At 71.4% G+C, this 20,376-nt stretch carries 23 protein-coding genes; 9 read left to right on the plus strand and 14 right to left on the minus strand.

All coding sequences use genetic code 11. The annotated features are described in order from the left end of the window. Positions 1–91: 91 nt before the first annotated feature. From GGR24_RS16555 to GGR24_RS16575, 5 genes are all read right to left on the minus strand, one after another. Positions 92–706: a hypothetical protein gene (locus tag GGR24_RS16555; RefSeq protein ID WP_183396503.1), complete on the minus strand. Its 615-nt coding sequence runs from the start codon at positions 704–706 to the stop codon at positions 92–94. Between the two features lie 37 nt (positions 707–743). Further along, on the minus strand, positions 744–1,232 hold the full coding sequence (gene lspA, locus GGR24_RS16560) for a signal peptidase II (protein ID WP_183396504.1): 489 nt from the start codon (positions 1,230–1,232) through the stop codon (positions 744–746). Between the two features lie 130 nt (positions 1,233–1,362). After that, entirely contained in the window at positions 1,363–4,386 is a 3,024-nt protein-coding gene (ileS, locus tag GGR24_RS16565; protein WP_183396505.1) for an isoleucine--tRNA ligase, read from the minus strand. A 68-nt stretch (positions 4,387–4,454) separates the two neighbouring features. Continuing rightward, positions 4,455–5,402, minus strand: a complete 948-nt coding sequence (locus GGR24_RS16570) for a bifunctional riboflavin kinase/FAD synthetase (RefSeq protein WP_183396506.1) — start codon at positions 5,400–5,402, stop codon at positions 4,455–4,457. A 115-nt stretch (positions 5,403–5,517) separates the two neighbouring features. Beyond that, positions 5,518–6,000 carry a MaoC family dehydratase gene (locus GGR24_RS16575; protein ID WP_183396507.1) on the minus strand — a complete coding sequence of 161 codons (483 nt, stop codon included), beginning with the start codon at positions 5,998–6,000 and terminating at the stop codon, positions 5,518–5,520. Positions 6,001–6,210: 210 nt separating this feature from the next. Between GGR24_RS16575 and GGR24_RS16580 the strand changes: the two genes are divergently transcribed. Genes GGR24_RS16580 through GGR24_RS16590 form a run of 3 tightly spaced genes read left to right on the plus strand, consistent with a single transcriptional unit; the run spans position 6,211 to position 7,531 of the window. Beyond that, on the plus strand, positions 6,211–6,594 hold the full coding sequence (locus GGR24_RS16580; RefSeq protein WP_183396508.1) for a response regulator: 384 nt from the start codon (positions 6,211–6,213) through the stop codon (positions 6,592–6,594). Next, positions 6,591–7,259, plus strand: coding sequence for a protein phosphatase CheZ (locus GGR24_RS16585; RefSeq protein ID WP_183396509.1), 669 nt, complete (start codon positions 6,591–6,593; stop codon positions 7,257–7,259). Before GGR24_RS16580 ends, GGR24_RS16585 begins: the two co-directional genes overlap by 4 nt. Before the next feature lie 59 nt (positions 7,260–7,318). Beyond that, complete coding sequence (locus GGR24_RS16590) at positions 7,319–7,531, plus strand: DUF2093 domain-containing protein (RefSeq protein WP_183396510.1); 213 nt, start codon at positions 7,319–7,321, stop codon at positions 7,529–7,531. Positions 7,532–7,557: 26 nt separating this feature from the next. On the opposite strand, the gene GGR24_RS16595 is transcribed toward GGR24_RS16590, so the two are convergent. Then, on the minus strand, positions 7,558–7,803 hold the full coding sequence (locus GGR24_RS16595) for a DUF4170 domain-containing protein (protein WP_183396511.1): 246 nt from the start codon (positions 7,801–7,803) through the stop codon (positions 7,558–7,560). Next, complete coding sequence (locus GGR24_RS16600; RefSeq protein WP_183396512.1) at positions 7,800–8,624, minus strand: inositol monophosphatase family protein; 825 nt, start codon at positions 8,622–8,624, stop codon at positions 7,800–7,802. Before GGR24_RS16600 ends, GGR24_RS16595 begins: the two co-directional genes overlap by 4 nt. Before the next feature lie 274 nt (positions 8,625–8,898). On the opposite strand from GGR24_RS16600, the gene GGR24_RS16605 reads away from it, so the two are divergent. After that, on the plus strand, positions 8,899–9,483 hold the full coding sequence (locus GGR24_RS16605) for a DUF6101 family protein (protein ID WP_183396513.1): 585 nt from the start codon (positions 8,899–8,901) through the stop codon (positions 9,481–9,483). A gap of 3 nt (positions 9,484–9,486) precedes the next feature. Here the strand turns inward: GGR24_RS16605 and GGR24_RS17805 are convergent, their stop codons facing one another. Together GGR24_RS17805 and ubiA are read right to left on the minus strand one after the other, a co-directional pair. Then, positions 9,487–9,621, minus strand: coding sequence for a hypothetical protein (locus GGR24_RS17805; RefSeq protein WP_281375426.1), 135 nt, complete (start codon positions 9,619–9,621; stop codon positions 9,487–9,489). A gap of 7 nt (positions 9,622–9,628) precedes the next feature. Next, on the minus strand, positions 9,629–10,561 hold the full coding sequence (gene ubiA / locus GGR24_RS16610) for a 4-hydroxybenzoate octaprenyltransferase (protein WP_183396514.1): 933 nt from the start codon (positions 10,559–10,561) through the stop codon (positions 9,629–9,631). A gap of 146 nt (positions 10,562–10,707) precedes the next feature. Here ubiA and GGR24_RS16615 point away from each other — a divergent pair, with 146 nt between their 5' ends. The 4 genes from GGR24_RS16615 (at position 10,708) to GGR24_RS16630 (ending at position 14,716) form a co-directional block, all read left to right on the plus strand. Beyond that, the gene (locus GGR24_RS16615; protein WP_183396515.1) at positions 10,708–11,460 is read left to right on the plus strand and encodes a 16S rRNA (uracil(1498)-N(3))-methyltransferase; all 753 of its coding nucleotides are present in this window, start codon (positions 10,708–10,710) and stop codon (positions 11,458–11,460) included. Between the two features lie 205 nt (positions 11,461–11,665). Next, positions 11,666–12,400: a L,D-transpeptidase gene (locus GGR24_RS16620; protein WP_183396516.1), complete on the plus strand. Its 735-nt coding sequence runs from the start codon at positions 11,666–11,668 to the stop codon at positions 12,398–12,400. Between the two features lie 132 nt (positions 12,401–12,532). Continuing rightward, positions 12,533–13,219, plus strand: coding sequence for a L,D-transpeptidase (locus tag GGR24_RS16625; protein ID WP_183396517.1), 687 nt, complete (start codon positions 12,533–12,535; stop codon positions 13,217–13,219). A 126-nt stretch (positions 13,220–13,345) separates the two neighbouring features. Then, positions 13,346–14,716 carry a glutamate--cysteine ligase gene (locus tag GGR24_RS16630; RefSeq protein WP_183396518.1) on the plus strand — a complete coding sequence of 457 codons (1,371 nt, stop codon included), beginning with the start codon at positions 13,346–13,348 and terminating at the stop codon, positions 14,714–14,716. A gap of 9 nt (positions 14,717–14,725) precedes the next feature. Here GGR24_RS16630 and dmeF read toward each other — a convergent pair whose 3' ends face one another. Together dmeF and GGR24_RS16640 are read right to left on the minus strand one after the other, a co-directional pair. Next, complete coding sequence (gene dmeF / locus GGR24_RS16635) at positions 14,726–15,727, minus strand: CDF family Co(II)/Ni(II) efflux transporter DmeF (protein WP_183396519.1); 1,002 nt, start codon at positions 15,725–15,727, stop codon at positions 14,726–14,728. A gap of 61 nt (positions 15,728–15,788) precedes the next feature. Continuing rightward, positions 15,789–16,676 carry a LysR substrate-binding domain-containing protein gene (locus tag GGR24_RS16640; protein WP_183396520.1) on the minus strand — a complete coding sequence of 296 codons (888 nt, stop codon included), beginning with the start codon at positions 16,674–16,676 and terminating at the stop codon, positions 15,789–15,791. 108 nt (positions 16,677–16,784) lie between these two features. Between GGR24_RS16640 and GGR24_RS16645 the strand changes: the two genes are divergently transcribed. Continuing rightward, positions 16,785–16,979 (plus strand): hypothetical protein, encoded by a 195-nt coding sequence (locus GGR24_RS16645; RefSeq protein WP_183396521.1) that lies wholly within the window; start codon positions 16,785–16,787, stop codon positions 16,977–16,979. On the opposite strand, the gene GGR24_RS16650 is transcribed toward GGR24_RS16645, so the two are convergent. The 3 genes from GGR24_RS16650 to GGR24_RS16660 form a co-directional block, all read right to left on the minus strand. Next, positions 16,976–17,848 carry a DUF937 domain-containing protein gene (locus tag GGR24_RS16650; protein ID WP_183396522.1) on the minus strand — a complete coding sequence of 291 codons (873 nt, stop codon included), beginning with the start codon at positions 17,846–17,848 and terminating at the stop codon, positions 16,976–16,978. The two genes, GGR24_RS16645 and GGR24_RS16650, sit on opposite strands and share 4 nt — an antisense overlap. An 88-nt stretch (positions 17,849–17,936) precedes the next feature. Continuing rightward, positions 17,937–19,787, minus strand: a complete 1,851-nt coding sequence (locus GGR24_RS16655; protein ID WP_183396523.1) for a monovalent cation:proton antiporter-2 (CPA2) family protein — start codon at positions 19,785–19,787, stop codon at positions 17,937–17,939. Between the two features lie 138 nt (positions 19,788–19,925). Continuing rightward, complete coding sequence (locus GGR24_RS16660) at positions 19,926–20,354, minus strand: nucleoside deaminase (protein ID WP_183396524.1); 429 nt, start codon at positions 20,352–20,354, stop codon at positions 19,926–19,928. Between the last annotated feature and the right edge of the window lie 22 nt (positions 20,355–20,376).

The following is a 20,376-nucleotide window of genomic DNA, read 5'->3' on the forward strand; positions in this document are numbered from 1 at the left end:
CCATCATATAGGCGAACGGCCCGCCCTCCGCGAGGCGCATGCGCGCCGGGCGGAGGATCGGGCCGTTAAACCTGCGTAATGGAGGAGGCGCTCAGTTCCCGAGCAGCCGCGAGTACCAGGCCTTCTTCTCGGTCTGGACGGAGGCGGTCACGCCGTCGCCGACCAGATAGCCGGGGGGCGGATCGCTGAGCCGCGTGCGCGGGCCGGGTGTGGTGGGCGCGGCGCCCGCGGTCCTCTTGGCGCGCAGCTCGCTCGGCGAAAGCCGGCTCGTGTCGCCATAGATCGGGTCGCCCGGCGCGGTGGTGACGTTCGCGCCCTCGATGCGGCGGCGCTGAAGCTCGCTCGGCATCAGGCGCGAATTGCGGTCCATCCGCCAGTTGTTGGTCTCCGTCGGCAGCACGTCGCCGCGCGCCTTGGCTTCGGCGCGGCGCTGCTCGTCCGGATCGTTCGGCCACTGGCCGGTCGCGCGGCCGGCCGCGCCCTTGGCCTGCGGCGGCGGAAGCTGCGCCGTCGTGGGCGGCGGCACCAGCGGCGCCCGCTCCTGATAGCTGATCTCGGGCTTCTCCTTGTCCCCCATCCCGAAGCTGTCGAACAGCTCGGTGATCGGGTTCGAGCCCATGTCGTCCGCGGCGTGGGCCGGGACCGCGAGCGCGCTCGCCCCTAGGACGATCGACGCGCTGGCGAGGCACGCTGTGATTTGGCGCATGGTTCGCTGCTCCTTCCGGCGAAGGGCGGCAAGGCCATCAGGCTACCTCGCGCGCGCCTTTCGAGCCGCGGAAGGAACCATACAGAAGCAGCACCACGCCCGCAACGATGGCCGCGTCCGCGACATTGAACACGTACCAGGTGACGTCGCCCCAGTGCAGCAGCGCATAATCCACGACCGCCCCATAGGCGATGCGGTCCACCCCGTTTCCGAGCGCGCCGCCGAGGATCAGGGCGAGGCCGTAGGCCGAGGCCGGCTGGCGCTCGCGCGTGATCCAGAACGCGATGCCGACCGAGGCCACCACATGAAGACCGACCAGCAGCCAGCGGCCGAGCTCGCCGTCCTGCTGCAGCATCCCGTAGCTGACGCCGCGGTTCCAGATCAGGATCAGGTCGAACACCGGCAGCACCGGCACGCGGCCCTTCTCGGCGAGCTCGAAGACGAACAGCGCCCAGAGTTTGACGGCCTGGTCGACCACGAAGATCAGCGCCGCGAGCAGCATGGCGCGGCGGGCGAGCGGGCTCATGGGACCGTCGTCATCCCGGCCGCAGCGGCGAAGCTGCGGAGAGCCGGGATCGTGCGCGGCGAAGTGCGCTCGATCCGGGTCGCGATCCCGGCTCTCGGCTCACGCCTCGGCCGGGATGACGGCGCGCGCCTCACGCGGCCTTCCCCCGGCGCGCTTCCCACTCGCGCATCGCCTGGGCGTCGCGCGGCGTGATGTCGGGATAGTCGGGGTCGGCGCCGACATCCGGCGTGACCTTCCATGAGCGGGCGCATTTGCGGCCTTCGGCGCGGGCCGGGACCACGGCGACGCCCGGCGCCTCGGCCAGCCGGAACGCCTCTTCCGGGGCTTCCTCGACCGTCACCCTGATCGCGCTGGTGATGCAGACCTCGGCGAGATCGACGCCTTCGAGCGCGGCCATCAGCTCCGGATCGGTCACATGCACGACAGGCGCGGCCTCGAGCGAGGAGCCGATGCGCTTGGCCGCGCGCTCGATCTCGAGCGCGCCCGTCACCACGCGGCGCACGCGACGGACCTTTTCCCACTTCTCCGCCAGCGCCTCGTCGCGCCAGGCCTCGTCCGCGAGCGCGAACATCTGGAGATGCACCGAGCCGTCCTCGGACGGGAAGCGGGACAGCCAGCTCTCCTCCGCCGTGAAGGGCAGCAGCGGCGCGAGCCGGGTGACGAGCGCGCGGAACAGCCGGTCCACCACGGTGAGGCAGGCGCGGCGCGTCACCGACGAGGCCGGGTCGCAGTACAGCGCGTCCTTGCGGACATCGAAATAGAACGCGCTGAGGTCGTTGGTCAGGAAGGTGAACAGGCTCGCGAAGCCGCGCTTGAAGTCGAACGCCTCGTAGGCCGCGCCGATCTCGCCGTCGACCTCGGCGAGACGATGCAGCATGTAGCGCTCGAGCTCCGGCATCTCGGCGATCGGCACGGCGTCGCCATCGCCGAGATGCGCCAGCGCGCCGAGCATCCAGCGCAGCGTGTTGCGCAGCTTGCGATAGGCGTCGGTGGTGGTCTTGAGGATCTCCTGCCCGATCCGCAGGTCGTCCTCGTAGTCCGACATCACGACCCACAGCCGCAGGATGTCGGCGCCGGACTGCTTGATGACGTCCTGCGGCGCGACGACGTTGCCGAGCGACTTCGACATCTTGCGGCCCTGCTCGTCGAGCACGAAGCCATGCGTCAGCAGCGCGTCATACGGCGCGCGGCCGCGGGTGCCGCAGCTCTCCAGCAGCGAGGAATGGAACCAGCCGCGGTGCTGGTCGGAGCCCTCGAGGTAGAGCACCGTGTCCTCGCCGCCGTCGACGGCGCGCCGCGGCGCGAGGTCCGGCCGGCGCTCCAGCACATAGGCGTGGGTGGAGCCGGAATCGAACCAGACGTCGAGAATGTCGGTGACCTTCTCGTAGTCCTCCAGCGAGTGGTTGCCGAGGAAGCGGCTGCCGTCGCTGGCGAACCAGGCGTCCGCGCCCTCCTGCTCGAACGCCTCGGCGATGCGCTGGTCGACCATCTCATCGCGCAGCGGCTCGCCGGTCTGCTTGTTCACGAACACGCAGATCGGCACGCCCCAGGCGCGCTGGCGCGAGACCACCCAGTCCGGCCGGCTCTCGATCATGCCGCGCAGCCGGTTCTTGCCCTGCGGGGGGAAGAACGCGGTGGCCTCGATCGCCGCGAGCGCACGGCTGCGCAGCGTGTCGGCCGGACCGTCGATGTCGCGGTCCATCGCGATGAACCATTGCGGCGTGTTGCGGAAGATCACCGGCTTCTTCGAGCGCCAGGAATGCGGGTACTGGTGCCGCAGCTTGCCGCGCGCGACGAGCCGGCCGGCCGCGACCAGCGCCTCGATCACGGCCTGGTTGGCGTCGCCCTTGTCGCCCTTCTCGGTGATCACCGAGCGGCCCTCGAAGCCCGGCGCGTCCTTGGTGAGGAAGCCGCCGGCGTCGACCGTGTAGGGGATGCGGGTCGCGATCCCGCGCTTCTCCAGATCCGAGCGGTGGTCCATCCACAGCTCGAAATCCTCGCGGCCGTGGCCGGGGGCGGTGTGCACGAAGCCGGTCCCGGCGTCCTCGGTGACATGGTCGCCGGCCAGCAGCGGAACGGAGAAGTCGTAGCCGAGATGCGCCAGCGGGTGCTGGGCCTCGACGCCTTCGAGTTCGGAGGCCGACACATCGGCGACCTTGCGGAAACCCGCGACCTTGGCGGCCTTGAAGACGCCCTCGGCGAGCGCGTCGGCGAGCAGGTAGCGCGCGCCGACCCTGGCCCAGTTGTCCTCGGGCGCCTCGGTCACCTCATAGACGCCGTAGGCGATCTTCGGCGAGTAGGCGACGGCGCGGTTGCCCGGTAGCGTCCAGGGGGTCGTGGTCCAGATCACGACGGAGGCGCCGGCGAGCGTCGTCCCGGCCGAAGCCGAAGGCGCAGCCCCGGCACCGTCCGGGGAAGAAGACGCCTGATCCTGCGCAGGATCCCGGCTCTCCGCTTCGCTGCGGCCGGGATGACGGCTGATCGGGAACGCCACGAACACGGTGTCGCTCAGGAACTCGGCGTATTCGATCTCGGCTTCGGCGAGCGCCGTCTTCTCCACCACCGACCACATCACGGGCTTCGAGCCGCGATAGAGCTGGCCGGTCTGCGAGAACGTCATGATCTCGCGGGCGATCTGCGCCTCGGCCGAGAACTTCATGGTCGTGTAGGGGTCCGCCCAGTCGCCCGTCACGCCGAGCCGCTGGAACTCCTCCGACTGAACGCCGATCCATTTGTCGGCGTATTCCCGACACTCGCGCCGGAACTCGATGACCGGCACCTCGTCCTTGTTCAGGCCCTTGGCGCGATAGCCCTCCTCGACCTTCCACTCGATCGGCAGGCCGTGACAGTCCCAGCCGGGCACGTAGTTGGCGTCGAAGCCCGCCATCTGGCGCGTCCGCACCACGACGTCCTTCAGCACCTTGTTGAGCGCGTGGCCGATGTGCAGGTGGCCGTTGGCGTAGGGCGGGCCGTCATGCAGCACGTATTTCTTCCGCCCCGCGGCGGCCTCGCGCAGCCGCTCATAGAGCCGGACGCGCTTCCAGCGTTCCAGGAACTCGGGCTCGCGCTGCGGCAGGCCCGCGCGCATCGGGAAATCCGTCTGCGGCAGGAACAGCGTCTCGGAATAGTCGCGAGGCTTGGCGTCAGAAGGCATTTGGGCGTCCGCTTGAAAGGCCGGAGCGGTTTAGCAGGGCGGACGCGTCTGGCAAGTAAACGCCGGCCTCAGACCAGCGCGCTCGGGGCCAGCGGGTCTTCGGGGGCGGCGATCGCGGCGCGCGCGTCCAGCACGTCGCGCTCCATCTGGACGACGAGCGCCTCGACGCTGTCGAACTTCAGCTCCGGCCGCAGATAGGCCACGAGCTCGATCCTCAGGCGTAGGCCATAGAGGTCGCCGGAGAAGTCGAGCAGGAAGGTCTCGAAGCGCGGCGCGCCGTCGTCGAACTGCGGGCGCCGGCCGAAGCTCGCCGCGCCGTCGACGATCCGGTCGCCGACCAGCGCCCGCACGGCGTAGACGCCATGCGCGAGCCGCGTCTCCGGCGGGAGCACGATGTTCGCCGTCGGATAGCCAAGCTCGCGGCCGCGCTTGTCGCCGTGCACGACCTCGCCCTCGATGATCCAGCGGCGGCCGAGCAGGCGGTTGGCGCCCTGCAGGTCGCCGGCGTCGAGCCGGTCGCGGATCGCGCTCGAGGAGACCGGCGTCGGCCCGCCGAACGGCGGCACCACCTCGACGAACATGCCGTGGCGCGGCCCGGCCTCGGCCAGGAAGGCGGGCGAGCCGGCGCGGTTGCGGCCGAAGTGGAAATCCCAGCCGACGACCGCGGTGTGGGCCGCAAGCCGCCGCGCCAGCACGTCCGCCACGAAGGCCTCGGCCTCGATCGCCGCGAGCGCTTCGTTGAAGGTCAGCACCACGGTCTCGTCGGCGCCGGCGCGCGCCAGCATGCGGGCTTTCTCGTCGCGCCCGGTCAGGCGGAACAGCGGCTGCTCGGGCCGGAAGAAGGTGCGCGGATGCGGCTCGAAGGTCAGCGCCACGACCGGCCGCCCGGCCGCATGCGCGGGCGCGGCGGCCTCGCGGATCACCGCCGCGTGCCCGCGATGGACGCCGTCGAAATTGCCGACCACGACATGGCCGTCGCGCAGCGACGCGGGAAGCTCTGGCGGGTCGATCAGCAAGGCTCAATCCGGCGCGGGGCGGAACGGCCGAAGGAGCCGGCCGTCTTCGCGGGCGCGAGATGGCCCCGCGGCGGCCGCATCGTCAAGACTGCGGGACCGCCCGCGGCCGCAGGGCTCAGGCGAGCTCGGCGTCGATCTCGTCGCGCGTCGGCACCATGACTTGGGCCTCGCCGTCGAGCACGACCTTGTCGCCGACCGAGCAGGTGCAGAAGAAGGTCGCGCGCTGGCGCGCCGGATCGAGCGAGGTGATCTCGACCTGCGCGGTCACCACGTCGCCGATCCGGACCGGCGCGCGGAACTTGATGGTCTGCGAGAGATAGACCGCGCCGGGCCCCGGCAGGCGGGTGCCCAGCACCGCCGAGATCAGGCTCGCGGTGTAGAGACCGTGCGCGATGCGCCCGCCGAAACGGGTGTTGGCCGCATAGGCCTCGGACAGGTGGATCGGGTTGGTGTCGCCGGTCAGCGCCGCGAAGTTGCGCACCCCCTCCTCGGAGACCTCGTGCCGGATCTCGGCGGTCTGGCCGACCTCGAGATCCTCGAACGCGATCTGCGGGCGCGTCTGGTGCTCGTCGTCCAGCGATTGAAGGGCTGCGTTCATGCCGGCGGCCGGTCCCCAAAAGAGGCCGCACTCTGCGGCGGGGCCTGTTGCGGCGCAACGCGCCTTTTGTCGGACGCGCGGGAGTGAAGGCGAAACGGAATTTCAACCGGAGGCGCCGCATCGTCCCCGGCGAGCGGCAGGACGCCGTCGACACACGAGTTCAGCGTCGGGACGAGGCGGCTCTCCCGATGAGTAGATGGAGTCTCCAGGATGGCGCTCGACCACTCGATGCCGGTCCTCATCGTCGATGACTACAGCACGATGCTGCGGATCATCCGCAACCTCCTGAAGCAGATCGGCTTCGAGGACGTGGATGAGGCCTCGGACGGCACCCAGGCTCTCAGCAAGATGCGCGACAAGCGCTACGGGCTGGTGATCTCCGACTGGAACATGGAGCCGATGACGGGGATCGAGCTGCTGCGGGAGGTTCGCGCGGACGACAAGCTCAACCGCACGCCGTTCATCATGGTCACCGCGGAAGCCAAGACCGAGAACGTCATCCTCGCCAAGAAGGCCGGGGTGAACAACTACATCGTCAAGCCGTTCAACGCGGACACGCTGAAGTCCAAGATCCAAGCGGTGTTCGGCGAATGAGCCGCGGTCCGGGCGGCGAGAGCATTCTGAAGCAGCCCTTCGACCGGGTGCGGGAGTACGTCTCCGGCAAGAGCGAGGGCGAGGCCTCCTTCGGCGACGTCGTGGCGCTGGCGGAGATCACCGCCGATTCGATGCAGACCTTCTTCGCGGCGATCGATCGCACGATCTATCGCGAGCTGCGCGAGATCGCGGAGTACATCACCAATCTGCGCAGCGAGATCGCGCATCTGCGCGCCGGCGAGCTGCAGAATGACCGGCTCCCGAAGGCGGGCGAGCATCTCGGCGCGATCGTCGCGGCGACCGAGGAGGCGACGAACGCCATCATGGAGGCCGCCGAGGCGATGCTGGCCGCGAGCGGCGAGGACGAGGCGGCGTTCAAGAAGATCGTCAACGACAAGGTCATGACGATCTTCGAGGCTTGCTCGTTCCAGGACCTGACCGGGCAGCGCATCGCCCGCGTGGTCGAGACGCTGGAGCAGATCGAGAAGCGGATCGGACGCTTCGCGGCCGCCGTGAAGACGACCGCGCCGGGCGCCCCCGCGGCCGAGGACCCGCGCGAGCGGCGGGCGCGCGAGCTGCTGCTGAACGGGCCGCAGGACCGCGGCGTCGCGATCGAGCAGTCCGACGTCGACGCGCTGTTTTCCGAGAAGCCCGCGCGGCCCTGACGGTTTGCGCGGACGCCTCGCCGCGCCTATATGGGCGCGGACGAGGAGCCTTGAACGCCATGAACCGCTACGAGCGGCCGTCCTCTTCGGACGAGGCCGAAGTCCGCTATCTGGACGCCGATTTCCGCGTGATGCGGCCCGGCGCCTTCGTGCGCTGCGCGGTCACGGGCGTGGCCATCCCGCTCGAGGAGCTGCGCTACTGGAGCGTCGAGCGCCAGGAGGCCTATGCGGGTCCGCAGGAAGCCCTGGCCCGCGCCCTCGGCAAGGCCTGAGCCGGCCCCGCCGAGGTGAGCGGCCGTCAGCCGGCCGCGAGCGCCGCTTCGGGCTCCAGCAATTTGTGCAGATGAACGACGAAATAGCGCATATGCGCGTCGTCGACGGTCGCCTGCGCCTTGGCCCGCCAGGCCGCCCGGGCGCTGTCGTAGTCGGAGAAGATGCCGACGAGATCGAGCCCCTGAACGTCGCGGAACGAGACGCCGGAGACGTCCTCCAGTTCGCCGCCGAACACCAGATACAGCGGCTGCTGCGGGAAGACGTCGCTCATCGATAGGGCTCCAGGGCTGCAAGCGTCTCGCGCTCCGTGTGGAGCGCGGCGAGAAGGGCGCGGTGGCGCGCCGGCGGGGCGGCGACCAGGCCGGCATGGCGGGTCGTCGCGCGGTTATAGGCCGGAACGGCGCCGTCGAAATTCGTCAGGCGGGCGCCGGCTTCCTCGAGGATCAGATGCGCGGCGGCGATGTCCCAGTCATGGGCGTTGGGCCGCGCGATCGCCGCGTCGAGCCCGCCGGAGGCGACCTTCACCAGCCGGTTGGCGAGCGCGTAGAGCCAGGGCCCGCGGCTGACCCCGTAGGACTCGAGCGGGCCGAGCAGCGACTTCGGGCCGCCGACCCGGGCGCCTTCGAGCAGCGGCGGATCGGGCGTGACCATCGGCTCGCCGTTGCGCCGCGCGCCGAGGCCCCGGAAGGCCTCGAAGGTGACGTCGTTGCAGGCGTCGAACACGACGCCCGCGACCGGCGCGCCATCCTCGACCAGCGCGACCGAGACCACCCATTCGGGCCGGCCCTCGATGAAGGCGCGGGTGCCGTCGATTGGATCCACCACCCAGACCCGCCGGCGCGTCAGCCGCTCGGGCGTGTCGGCCGTCTCCTCCGACAGCCAGCCGGAGCCGTCGACCAGCGGCGGCAGATGCTCGGCGAGGAAGCGGTCGACGGCGAGGTCGGCCTCGGTGACCGGGCTGTTGTCGGACTTGGTCCAGCGCTCCGCGCCCTCGCGGAACATCCGAGCCGCGATCGCGCCGCCCTCCCGCACGGTTTCGGCGAGCACGCCCGCAAGGCGTTCGAGATCGATCGGCGCGTCGGTTGAAGGCACGATGGCGGGCAATCCGGTTCGAGGGGGCCGCGCGGGGTGCGCGCTGGCCCCAAGGTGGTGGGACAGCAGGGCTGACGCAAGCGCCACGCCGCGTTCATCACATTCTTACCCTCTCTGGCAAGCTCTTCTTCAGCATGGCGGAAGAACAGGCCTGTGAGAGGCTAGGGTCAGAAAACATTCACCAGCTCTGTTAAGCCGGTAAAGCAGTCCTCGAGCGTATGTTCCAGCAACGAACGAAGAGCCCGCAGCATTGGGCCTTCTGGGAGACTGGACATTGGTTAGTCAAAGCGACGCCTGCGCGCACACGCGCGCCGGAACGGGGACGGCCGACCGGCTCGACCCCTTCACCCTGCCGGTGCGGTTCGCCGCTCCGGACCCAGCCGCGGACGGCGGCGAACGCCGCGTGACGGTCGATTCCGGCCGTGTCGTGGTGGACCGGATGGTCCGCCGCATCGCGATGCGGATCGTCGCGCCGCTCTCCACCTTCACGGGGGTGGCGATGCGGGTCGCGCCGGGGGCCGACCCGCGCGAGGACCAGGTCGAGGTCGTGCTCGCCCATCCGGACCGGGCGCTCGACGTTCCGCTCGCGACCGAGCCGCGTGACGGCGAGGCGCTGGCCGAATGGCGCTCCTGGGCGCGCGCTCTGAAGCTGCCGCTGCTGATCGAGGAGCTCGACGGCCGGCGCATGACGCTCAACGCCCGCGTCGGCGAGCTCGAGGTCGGCCGCACGCGGCCGCGCCGCCGGCACAGCCTGCTCAAGGACCGCCGCACCCGCTTCCAGGCGAAGCGCCGGACCGGCAGCCTGACGCCGGAGACGCCCGTGCATCGCGACGAGCGCGAGATCATCGCGCGCGACTGACCTTCAGCCGCGCGTGAAGAACCACGCTCCCAGCGCGACCAGGATCGCGAGCGCGATCCACAGCCTGAGGCCGGCCTGAAACAGCACGAAGCGCCTGTGCTCAGGCGGCAGCGGATCCTTCACGGCGGGCTCGGTCATGCGGGTCTCAGATCCTCAGCAGAGCGTCGGCGCAGAAACCGAGGAAGACGAGCGCGCCGGCCTCCCGGTTCGACTTGAACAGCATCAGACATAGCGCCGGGTCTTCGATGTCGAGCCGGGCGATCTGCCACGCGCAATGCGCCGCGAAGCCCAGGACGCCGAGAAAGCTCAGGGCTCCGGCGCCCGCCGCCCATGCGGCGAGCCCCAGCAGCGCCGCCGCGCCCGCATAGAACCCCGTCAGGATCGGCCGCGTGCGCGCCCCGAACAGCAGCGCCGTGGAGCCGACGCCGACCAGCGCGTCGTCCTCCTTGTCCTGGTGGGCGTAGATCGTGTCGTAGCCGATGATCCACAGGAAGGCGGCCGCGTGCAGCAGCAGTGGCGCGGCGGCGAGGCTCTGGAACGTCGCGCTCCAGCCCATCAGCGCGCCCCAGCCGAAGCACACGCCGAGCATCGCCTGCGGCCACCAGGTGACGCGCTTCATGAACGGGTAGAGCGCGACCGGCAGCACCGAGCAGAACCCGACCAGGATCGCGAAGGGCGGCAGCGCGAGCAGCACCGCGAGCCCGACCAGCAGCAGGACGCCGAGAAAGACCGCGGCCGCCTTGGGGGTGATCTGGCCCGACGGCAGCGGGCGGGAGCGGGTGCGGGCGACCTGCGCGTCGATGTCGCGGTCGACGAGGTCGTTATAGGCGCAGCCCGCGCCGCGCATCGCGACCGAGCCGATCGCGAACAGCGCGAGATGCCACGGGTTCGGCCACGGCGCGCCGGAGGCGACGGCCGCGAGCGCGCTCGACCAGGCGCACGGCCAGAACAGCAGCCAGGCCCCGATCGGCCGGTCGGCGCGCGCCAGCCTCAGATAGGGCCGCCAGGCGGCCGGCGCGCGCCGGTCGACCCAGTTCGCGGGCGGCGCATCGGCGACGGGGGCGTTGATCTGCGACATGGACGCTCAGCTACCGGATCGTCACAGGCGACGCCATCGCGCCGCGCCGGTCAAGCGCAGCCGGGCGCCGCGACAGGTGGGTCGGGAGACTTGGGCTGCGCCGCCGGACGGCTTAAGACGGCCGCCGGACCTTCAGGAGCCGGGCATTGGCCGCCTACGACTTCTCCTCCACCCGCCTGTTCGTCGACGCCCCGCTCGCCGAGGGGGCCGAGCTCGTGCTGGAAGACGCGCAGGCGAACTACGTCCGCAACGTGATGCGGATGGCGGCCGGCGACGGGCTGCTGCTGTTCAACGGGCGCGACGGCGAATGGGGCGCGCGGATCTCCGACGTGGCCAAGAAGCGCGTCACGCTGGTCGCCGAACGCCGGACCCGGCCGCAGACGCCGGCCGGCAAGCTCCGCTATCTGTTCGCGCCGCTCAAGCACGCCCGGCTCGACTACATGGTGCAGAAGGCGGTCGAGATGGGCGCCTCCCGGCTGTCGCCGGTGATCACCCGCCGCACCCAGGCGAGCCGCGTCAATGTCGAGCGGATGCGCGCCAACGCGGTCGAGGCCGCCGAGCAATGCGGCGTGCTGGCGCTGCCGGAGATCGACGAGCCCGAGCCGCTGGCGCGCACGCTCGAAAGCTGGCCCGCGGACGCTCCCCTCGCCTTCTGCGACGAGGATTCGGAGGCCCAGGATCCGGTCGCGGCCCTGCGGCCGCTCGCCGGCCGCCCGATCGCCGTGCTGATCGGCCCCGAGGGCGGTTTCGCCCCCGAGGAGCGGGCCGCGCTGCTGCGCCTGCCGTCCGTGGTCCGGCTGTCGCTCGGGCCGCGGATCCTGCGCGCCGACACGGCCGCCGTCGCGGCGCTGACGCTCGTGCAGGCCGTGGCCGGAGACTGGCCGGCCGGCCCGGCTTGACCTTCTGTTAACCACGCCGGGCCATGGTTCTCCCGGGGCTGGCCGCCGCGCGGGCGCTCCAAGACTGCGTTGCCCAAATGCCGCACCATTGCGGGACTCGGCGACATTTAGCGAACTTGGCGAGCCGGATGGCCCGCTACCGGCGTATAGGCGTAATGGCGCCGTCGACATGCGACGGACTTTCTACGAGTCAGTGCGAACCTCCATGTCGACAGGTTTCTTCTCGCGCAGCGTCGCAACCTCGTTCTCGGTCTGGCTGCGGCGGGCGGCCGTGCTGGCCGTTCCTCTGGTGCTCGCCGCCTGCGCGGGTTCGAGGCCTCTCCCGCCGGCCGGCGCGACCGACCCGATGGCGTTCGCTCCCGCGCCGGTCCCGACGTCGCCGGCCTTCACGCCGAACATCACCGACAACAGCCGTTACGGCGAGGTCGCGGACGAGCCGTTCCCGGTGAAGCCGGTGAACCTCGAGAAGATCGACTCGAGATTCCTGAAGCAGGTCGTCCCGAACACCACGGGCGAGGCGCCGGGCACCATCGTGATCGATCCCCGCGAACGCCACCTCTACCTCGTCCAGGACGACGGCACCGCGATCCGCTACGGCGTCGGCGTCGGCCGCGAGGGCTTCGCCTGGAGCGGCACCGCCTATATCCGCCGCAAGCTGGAATGGCCCGACTGGCACCCGCCGGCCGAGATGGTCGCCCGCGACCCGCACGCCCGGCCCTACGCCAACGGCATGCCCGGCGGCCCCGGCAACCCGCTCGGCGCCCGCTCCATGGCGCTGTGGGAAGGCAACCGCGACACGCTGTTCCGCATCCACGGCACGATCGAGCCCTACTCGATCGGCAAGGCGGTCTCTTCAGGCTGCATCCGGATGCTCAATCAGGACGTGATCGACCTCTACTCGCGCGTGCCGCTCGGCACCAAGGTGGTCGTCCGGTCCTGATGCAGGAGTTCGAGCCCGCGCCGGGGGGCGAGCGGGCTCGCGGCGGGTGCGCAAGCGCCCGCCATCAGATGGCCGGACCGTCCGGGGGGCGGTCCGGCCATTCGTCTTTTTGATCCAGTGGACGGACCCTGCATGACCGATCGAGACCGCTTCGCGCCAGCGCCCGCTGGGCTGACCCGCCGCGCCTTCGTGGCCTCGGCCCCGCTCGCGCTTGCGGCCTGCGCCGCCGGGCCGAACATGGACATGGGCGACCTGTTCGCCGGCGACAGCGGCTTCGACTATTCGGAGATCTACGGCGCCAAGCCGAACGAGAAGTTCCCGCTGCCGGCGATGAACTGGCGCACGCTGGACCCCTCGGTGCTGCGCCGCCGCGTCACCGATCCGACCGGCGAGGCGCCCGGCACCATCGTGGTGCGGCCGGCCGAGAAGCACCTCTACTTCGTGCAGGACGGCGGCAAGGCGATCCGCTACGGCATCGGCGTCGGCCGCGAGGGCTTCGAGTGGAGCGGCCGGGCGACCGTTCAGCGCAAGGCGCAGTGGCCGCGCTGGACGCCGACGCCGGCCATGATCCGGCGCAACCCGACGCTCTACGGGCGCTGGGCGGGCGGCATGGACGGCGGCCTGCAGAACCCGCTCGGGGCGCGCGCGCTCTATCTCTACCAGGGCGGCCGGGACTCCTCCTATCGCATCCACGGCACCAACGAGCCGCGCTCGATCGGCCATGCGATGTCGTCGGGCTGCATCCGCATGTTCAACCACGACATCATCGATCTCTACGACCGGGCCGGCGTCGGGACGCGGGTGCTGATCAGGGGCTGACGCGAGGCGCGTCGACCGGAGGCCGAAGCCAGGAAGAGCCGGGGCGCCGAACGCGCGCTCCCGGCCCTACTGGACGGGCGCCCGCCGAGAGCCTAACTGACGGCGCTGTTTATCGCGGGATCCCCGATGGCGCGTGACCTGACCGACTCCACTCCGATCGCGTCGCGCGAGGAGCTCGTGGCCTATCTGGAGGCGGGCTGCCGCCCCTCGGCGCAGTTCCGCATCGGCACCGAGCACGAGAAGTTTCCGTTCCGGCGCGCCGACCTCTCGCCCGTCGCCTATGAGGGGCCGAACGGCATCCGGGCGCTGCTCGACGGCATGCAGTGCCTGCTCGGCTGGGAGCCGATCATGGAGGCCGGCCACATCATCGGCCTCTATGACGTCACCGGCGGGGGCGCGATCAGCCTGGAGCCCGGCGGACAGTTCGAGCTCTCCGGGGCGCCGCTCGAGACGCTGCACCAGACCTGCTCCGAGCTGCACGCCCACTTGGCGCAGGTGCGCGAGATCGCCAACCCGCTCGGGCTCGGCTTCCTCGGGCTCGGCATGAGCCCGAAGTGGTCGCTGGCCGAGACGCCGGTGATGCCCAAGGGCCGCTACGGCATCATGACCCGCTACATGCCGAAGGTCGGCTCGCGCGGCCTCGACATGATGTACCGGACCGCGACCGTGCAGGTGAACCTCGACTTCTCGAGCGAGGCCGACATGGTGCGCAAGATGCGCGTCGGCCTCGCGCTGCAGCCGATCGCCACCGCGCTGTTCGCGAACTCGCCCTTCACCGACGGCAAGCCGAACGGCTTCCTGTCGGCGCGCTCGGAGATCTGGCGCGACACCGACAACGCCCGCGCCGGCATGCTGCCCTTCGTGTTCGAGGACGGCATGGGCTTCGAGCGCTACGTCGACTACGCGCTCGACGTGCCGATGTATTTCGTGAAGCGCGGCGACCACTATCACGACGTCGCCGGCGCCTCGTTCCGCGACCTGATGGCCGGGCGCCTGCCGCAGCTGCCGGGCGAGCGGGCGACCGTCGCGGACTGGGCCAACCATCTGTCGACGATCTTCCCCGAAGTCCGGCTGAAGCGCTTCCTGGAGATGCGCGGCGCGGACTCCGGGCCGACCAGCCGGATCTGCGCGCTGCCGGCCTTCTGGGTCGGGCTGTTCTACCATCAGCCGAGCCTCGACGCGGCGTGGGAGCTGGTGAAGGGCTGGTCGGCGCAGGAGCGCCAGGCGCTGCGCGACGCCGTCCCGGCGCAGGGGCTGGCGGCCCACATCGGCAACCGCACCGCGCTCGAGGTCGCCCGCGACGCGCTCGCGCTCTCGGAGGCAGGGCTCGCGGCGCGGGCCCGCCGCAACAGCTTCGGCGACCACGAGGGCATCCATCTCGCCCCGCTGCTGCGGGTGGTCGAGGAGAAGCGCTCGCTCGCCGAGACGCTGCTGCAGAAATACGAGGGCGACTGGGGCCGCAGCGTCGATCCGGTGTTCGCCGAGTTCGCCTACTAGGGCGCGCGTTCAGGCGGCGGCGCAGCGCGCGTCGGTGCAGCGGTTGACCTCGACCGTGAGGTGGCTGAGCTCCCGCAGGTCGGCGAGCTTGGCCTTGTAGATTTCGGGCTCGCGCGGCTCGTGGGTGACGAGCGCCACGATCGCCGACAGATGGCCGGGCCCGACGCGCCACAGATGCAGGTCGCAGACCCGGTCGCCGCCGACCTCCAGCCGCTCGCGGATCTTGCGCTCGAGATTCGGATCGGCCGGCGCGTCGACCAGCGTGGCGGCGGTCTGGCGGGCGAGCGACACCGACCAGGAGGCGATCATGGCCGCGCCGAGCAGGCCGACCGCCGGATCGATCCAGCGCCACCCCAGCGTCCAGCCGGCGAACAGCGCCGCGATCGCCAGCACCGAGGTCAGCGCGTCGGCCAGCACGTGCAGATAGGCGCCGCGGAGATTGTGGTCCTCGACCCCGTCGGCCGGCGAATGGTCATGCGGGCGCCCATGCCCATGCTCATGCGCGTGGCCGGCGTGATCATGGCCGTGCGCATGGCCGGCGGACCCGCCATGACCCAGCACGAAGGCGCAGACGATGTTCACCAGCAGGCCGAGCACAGCGACGATCATCGCCTCGCGGTACAGCACCTCCTGCGGGCTCGCGATCCGCAGCAGCGACTCCCAGGCGATCGCGAGCGACACCACCCCGAGCACGATCGCGTTGGCGAAGCCCGCGAGGTCGCCGACCTTGCCGGCGCCCATCGCGAGCCGCGGGTCGTTCGAGCGCGCGGCGGCGATCCGGTAGGCCAGCGCCGCGACCCCGATCGCGCCAGCGTGGGTCGCCATGTGGAAGCCGTCGGCGAGCAGCGCCATCGAGCCATAGGCCCAGCCGGCCACGATCTCGACGCCCATCGCGACGGCCGTGACGGTCATCGCGATGCGGGTGCGGCGCGCGTTGCGGGCGTGGTCGCGACCGAGGAAGCGGTGCTCGTGCTCGAATTGGGCGGCGTGGTCGCCACGTGACCTGTGCATCTGCGCTGTCTCCTCAGCGGGCTGAGATCGCGACGGACCCGCCCGGCTTCAAGCCGGCGGGCTATTCGGCGGCTTCGGCCTGCGCCCCGGGCGACATGTTGTCGAGGCTCGCGACGATGTGGTCGGCGAGCGCCTGGGCGGTCTCGGTGACCGCGCCGGGGTTGCGCAGCAGCGCGATCTTGCAGCTCGGCAGCGCCGGGAAGCCTTCCGCCGTCCCGAGCACCCGCATGCCCGGCCGCAGCGCGGATTCCGGCACGACCGAGATCGCGAGCCCCGCCAGCACCGCCGCGCCGACCGCCGCGAAATTGCGGCTCGAGTAGAGCACGCGGTGCGGCCGCTTGATCTCCTGCAGCTTGCCGATCGCGGACTCGCGCCAGACGCAGGCGGCGTGGCTGAGCGCGAGCGGCAGCACGGGCTCCTCATGCGCCACCGAGCGCTGCGAGGTCACCCACAGCAGCGGCTCCTGGCGGATGACCTCGCCCATCGGCTTGCGGGCCGCATGGGTGATGATCGCGAGGTCGAGCTCGTCGCGGTCGATCATCTCGACCAGCTGCACCGAAGGCTCGCAGACCACCGTCACCTCGACCAGCGGGTTGGAGGCCGAGAACCGGGCGAGGATTTCGGGCAGGTAGCGCTCCGCGTAGTCGTCCGGAAGGCCGAGCCGCACCCGGCCGGTCAGCGCGTCGTCCGCGAAGGCCGAGACCGCCTCGCGCGAGATGTGGATGATGCGCCGGGCGTAATCCAGCAGACGCTCGCCGTCCTCGGTGAGCCGGACGCCCCGGCCGTCACGCGCGAACAGCGCCCGCCCGACCCGCTCCTCGAGCCGCTTCATCTGCATCGAGACCGCGGACTGGGTCTTGAACACCACGTCCGCGGCGCGGGTGAACGAGCCGGTGTCGACGATCGCCACGAAGCTTCGGAGCTGATCGACGTCGAGAAGCGCGACCATGGCGGCCCCATCACTCGGAATGATGACCTACATTACTAACATTCGTTTCACTGATCAAACGGCCGGAGCTATCCAGATGCTCCAGGCTGATTTGGCAGGGAGGCTCCCGTGTCGATCGAACCGCAGGCCGCCGCCCGCTTCGTTCGCGCCGCCGCGGCGGCGCTGCGCGCTCTCGGCGCATCGCTCGGGCGCCGGAAGCTGGCCGCGGATCCGGACCGCGCGCCGGCCGACGCCGGACCGGCGGGCGCGGCCGCCGAATGGTCGCTCTGGGCCACCCGGAACGGCCGGCCCGGACGGTTCTAGGATTTGTCGGAGCGCTCCTTCGCGCCGAAGAAGGCGTCGAAGATCTGCTCCATGGCGCGCGCGTTCTGCGCCGACAGTTCGCGACCGGTGGCGACGAGTTCGTCGAAGCCGCCGGGCGCGCTCTCCGCCGGCCGGGGCTCGTCCCCCGCTCCGGCCGGCGGCTCCTTGGTCTTCTCGCGCTCCTCGGACGGCCTTGCGCCGGCGCCGCCGAACATGCCCTTGAGCATCTCGGCCATCATGTCGCCCATCATCATCGCGCCGGCCTCCTGGGGGCCGCCGCCGCCGGCCTTGCCGCCCGGCGCGAAGCCGCGCGTCCACTCCTCGAAAGGATTGCCGGGGGCGCCGCCCGCCGGCTTCTGCTGCGCGGCGCCGGAGGCCGCGCGCATCGCCTCGCCCCAGAACGCGCCGAACGCGCCCGGCAGGCCGGACGCAGCCCCCGCCCCCATCGAGCCCTGCGCCGCCTTGGCGAAGCCCCCGACCAGAATGCTCGCCAGCGCCGGCAGCACCTTGCGGATGATCTCCGCCTGGACCCCGGAGGCCGCGGCCGCCTGCGCGGCCACGGCGCGGGACACCTCCTTGGAGCCGAACAGCGCGCCGAGCGCCTCCTCGCCCGCGCTGGCGGCGGCCTGATCGAAGGCGCTGGCCTGAGCCTCGAAGGCGCGCGCATAGGTCTCGGTCTGCAGCAGTTCGGCGAAGCGGCGCGCGGCCTCGTCGTTCTGCGGCTGGCGCTGGAAGCCCTGCGCGAAGGCCGGGGTCAGCGCCGCGACCGCCGCGCGCATCTGCTCCGGCGAGACGCCATAGGCCCGGGCGAGGTTGTCGAACGCCGCGCCGCCCTGCGCCTGCCGCAACAGCTCGAACATGTTGATCATGGCGTCCCCTCCCGGCGGCGCGCTTCCGGCGCTCGCCCGGGGCAAGACTATGGCGCCCTCCGAAGACGCGCCAATGGCGCGCCCAGGTCTATTCGGCGGGGGCCGCGGCCGGCGCGCCGGCGCGGGCGTCCGGGGCGCCCTCGCCGTCGATCTTCTGGCCCTTGCGGCGCGGCTCCGACAGCGGCTCGGGCGTCGGCCGGTTGGTGTAGGACAGGTGCCGGCCCGCCGAGATGCCCTCCACCCGCTGGATCTGCAGGCGCTGCAGGTCGCGCAGCCGGACATCCGCCTCGATCTCGGCGGCGCGCTCGGGATCGACGCCGACCGACTCGAGCGCCAGACGCCCGAGCGCCAGCGCGCTCTCGAACGTCTCGCGCACGACGTTTTCGACGCCCGCGCCGTAGAGGTCGAGCGCGTGCCCGCGGTCGTAGGCCTTCACCACGAGCTGGGCGAGCGGGAAGTGCTTCTGGATGGTGTCGACGATCCGGCGCGAGATCTCCTGGTCGTCGACGCAGACCACGATGGCGCGCGCCTCGTCGGCCTTCACGGCGCGCAGCACGTCGAGCCGCGAGCCGTCGCCGTAATAGACCTTGAAGCCGAACCGGGTCGCCTGCTCGACGCGGGCCGCGTTGGCGTCGATCAGCGTAGTCTCGACGCCCTCGGTGAGCAGCAGCTGGGCGGCGATCTGGCCGACGCGGCCGAAGCCGATGACCAGCACCTGGCCCTTGGCGTCCGAGTAGTCCGGCGTCGGCCCGTCAGTCTGCGGCTCGAGCCGCGTCGCCAGCCTGTCGCACAGCGCCACCAGCGCCGGCGCGAGCATCAGGCTGAGGGCGGCCAGCGCCGAAAGCATGCTCGACGTCTCCGCGTCGATCAGCCCCTCGGTCGCCGACAGCGGGATCAGCACGAAGGCGAACTCGCCCGCCGCTCCCAGCAGCGCCCCGATGCGCAGCGCCGAGCTCAGGGGCGAGCCGAAAAGCCGCGCGAGCGCCGTCGCGATCACCGTCTTGACCGCGAGATAAGCCACGACCGCGAGCGGCAGCGCCACGAGATGGCTGGCCACCGTCCGGAGGTCGATCGTCATGCCGACGCCCATGAAGAACAGGGCGATCAGCAGGCCGCGGAACGGCTCGACGTCCGCCTCGAGCTCGAGCCGGTAGGACGAGCCGGCGAGCAGCACGCCGGCCAGAAAGGCGCCGAGCGCCATCGACAGGCCGGCCGCGTGCGAGATCTCGGCGGCGCCGAGCACGACCAGCAGCGCCGCGGCCGTCATCACCTCGCGCGCGCCGACTTCGGCGAGCAGACGGAACAGCGGGTTCAGCAGATAGCGTCCGGCGAGCACGATCGCCGCCAGCGCGCCGGCGCCGATCGCGGCGGAGCCCAGCGCCTGCATCCAGTCGGTCGCGTGCTCGGCCGGCCCGTCGCCCAGCATCGGGATCAGCGCGAGCGCCGGCACCACCGCGAGGTCCTGCGCGAGCAGCACCGCGAAGGTCCGCTCGCCATAGGGCCGGTTGAGATGGCCGCGCTCCTGCAGGATGCGCACCGCCATGGCGGTGCCCGAGAAGGCGAGCGCGATGCCGATCGCCATCGCGGCGGGAGCGTCGAGGCCCGCCAGCAGGGCGAGGCCCGCGAACGCCGCGCCGCTCAGGATGATCTGCAGCCCGCCGAAGCCCACGATCAGCTTCCGCAGCGCGATCAGTCGCTCGATGCGCAGTTCGAGGCCGATCAGGAACAGCAGCATGACGACGCCGATCTCGGCGACCTGCAGCACCGCGCCCGCATCCTTGATGAGCGCGAGGGCCGAGGGCCCGATGATCACGCCGGCGACCAGATAGCCGACCGCGACGCCCAGCCCGAAGCGGCGCGCCAGCGGCCCGGCGACGACCGCCGCTCCAAGGAAAATGAGAGCGCCGATCAGCGGGCCGGCGACGGAGGCGTGTTCCATGGGCGCTCCAGACAGAGATGCTCCATGTGACCGCCACAACCCGCGAGAGCAAGACCCACGGGCGCATTGCGGGATGGCGGCCGGACCGGCGCGACGCCCCGAGGGGCCTTGGCCGCAAGACGCCGGAGCCGAAGGAGCTCAGCGCCTCGCGCGGAAGAAGTCGCGCAGCAGCGCGGCCGAGTCCTGTTCGGCGAAACCCGGATAGACCTCCGGAGCGTGGTGGCAGGTGGGCTGGTCGTACAGCCGGACGCCCGACACCACCGCGCCCCCCTTGGGGTCCTGCGCGCCGAAATAGAGCCGCCGGATGCGGGCGAAGGAGATCGCCGCCGCGCACATCGGGCACGGCTCGAGCGTCACCCACAGGTCGCAGCCGACCAGCCGCTCGGAGCCCAGCGCCTCGCAGGCCGCGCGGATCGCCAGGATCTCGGCGTGCGCGGTCGGATCGCACCGCTCGCGCGGCCGGTTGCCGGCCGCGGCGATCACCGCGCCGTCGCGCGTGACGACGGCGCCGACCGGCGTCTCGCCGCGCGCGGCGGCGGCGCGCGCCTCCTCCAGCGCGCGATCCATGGGTGAGGCGCGGTTGGTCCTC

Source organism: Hansschlegelia beijingensis, from assembly GCF_014196425.1.
Lineage (GTDB): Bacteria > Pseudomonadota > Alphaproteobacteria > Rhizobiales > Methylopilaceae > Methylopila > Methylopila beijingensis.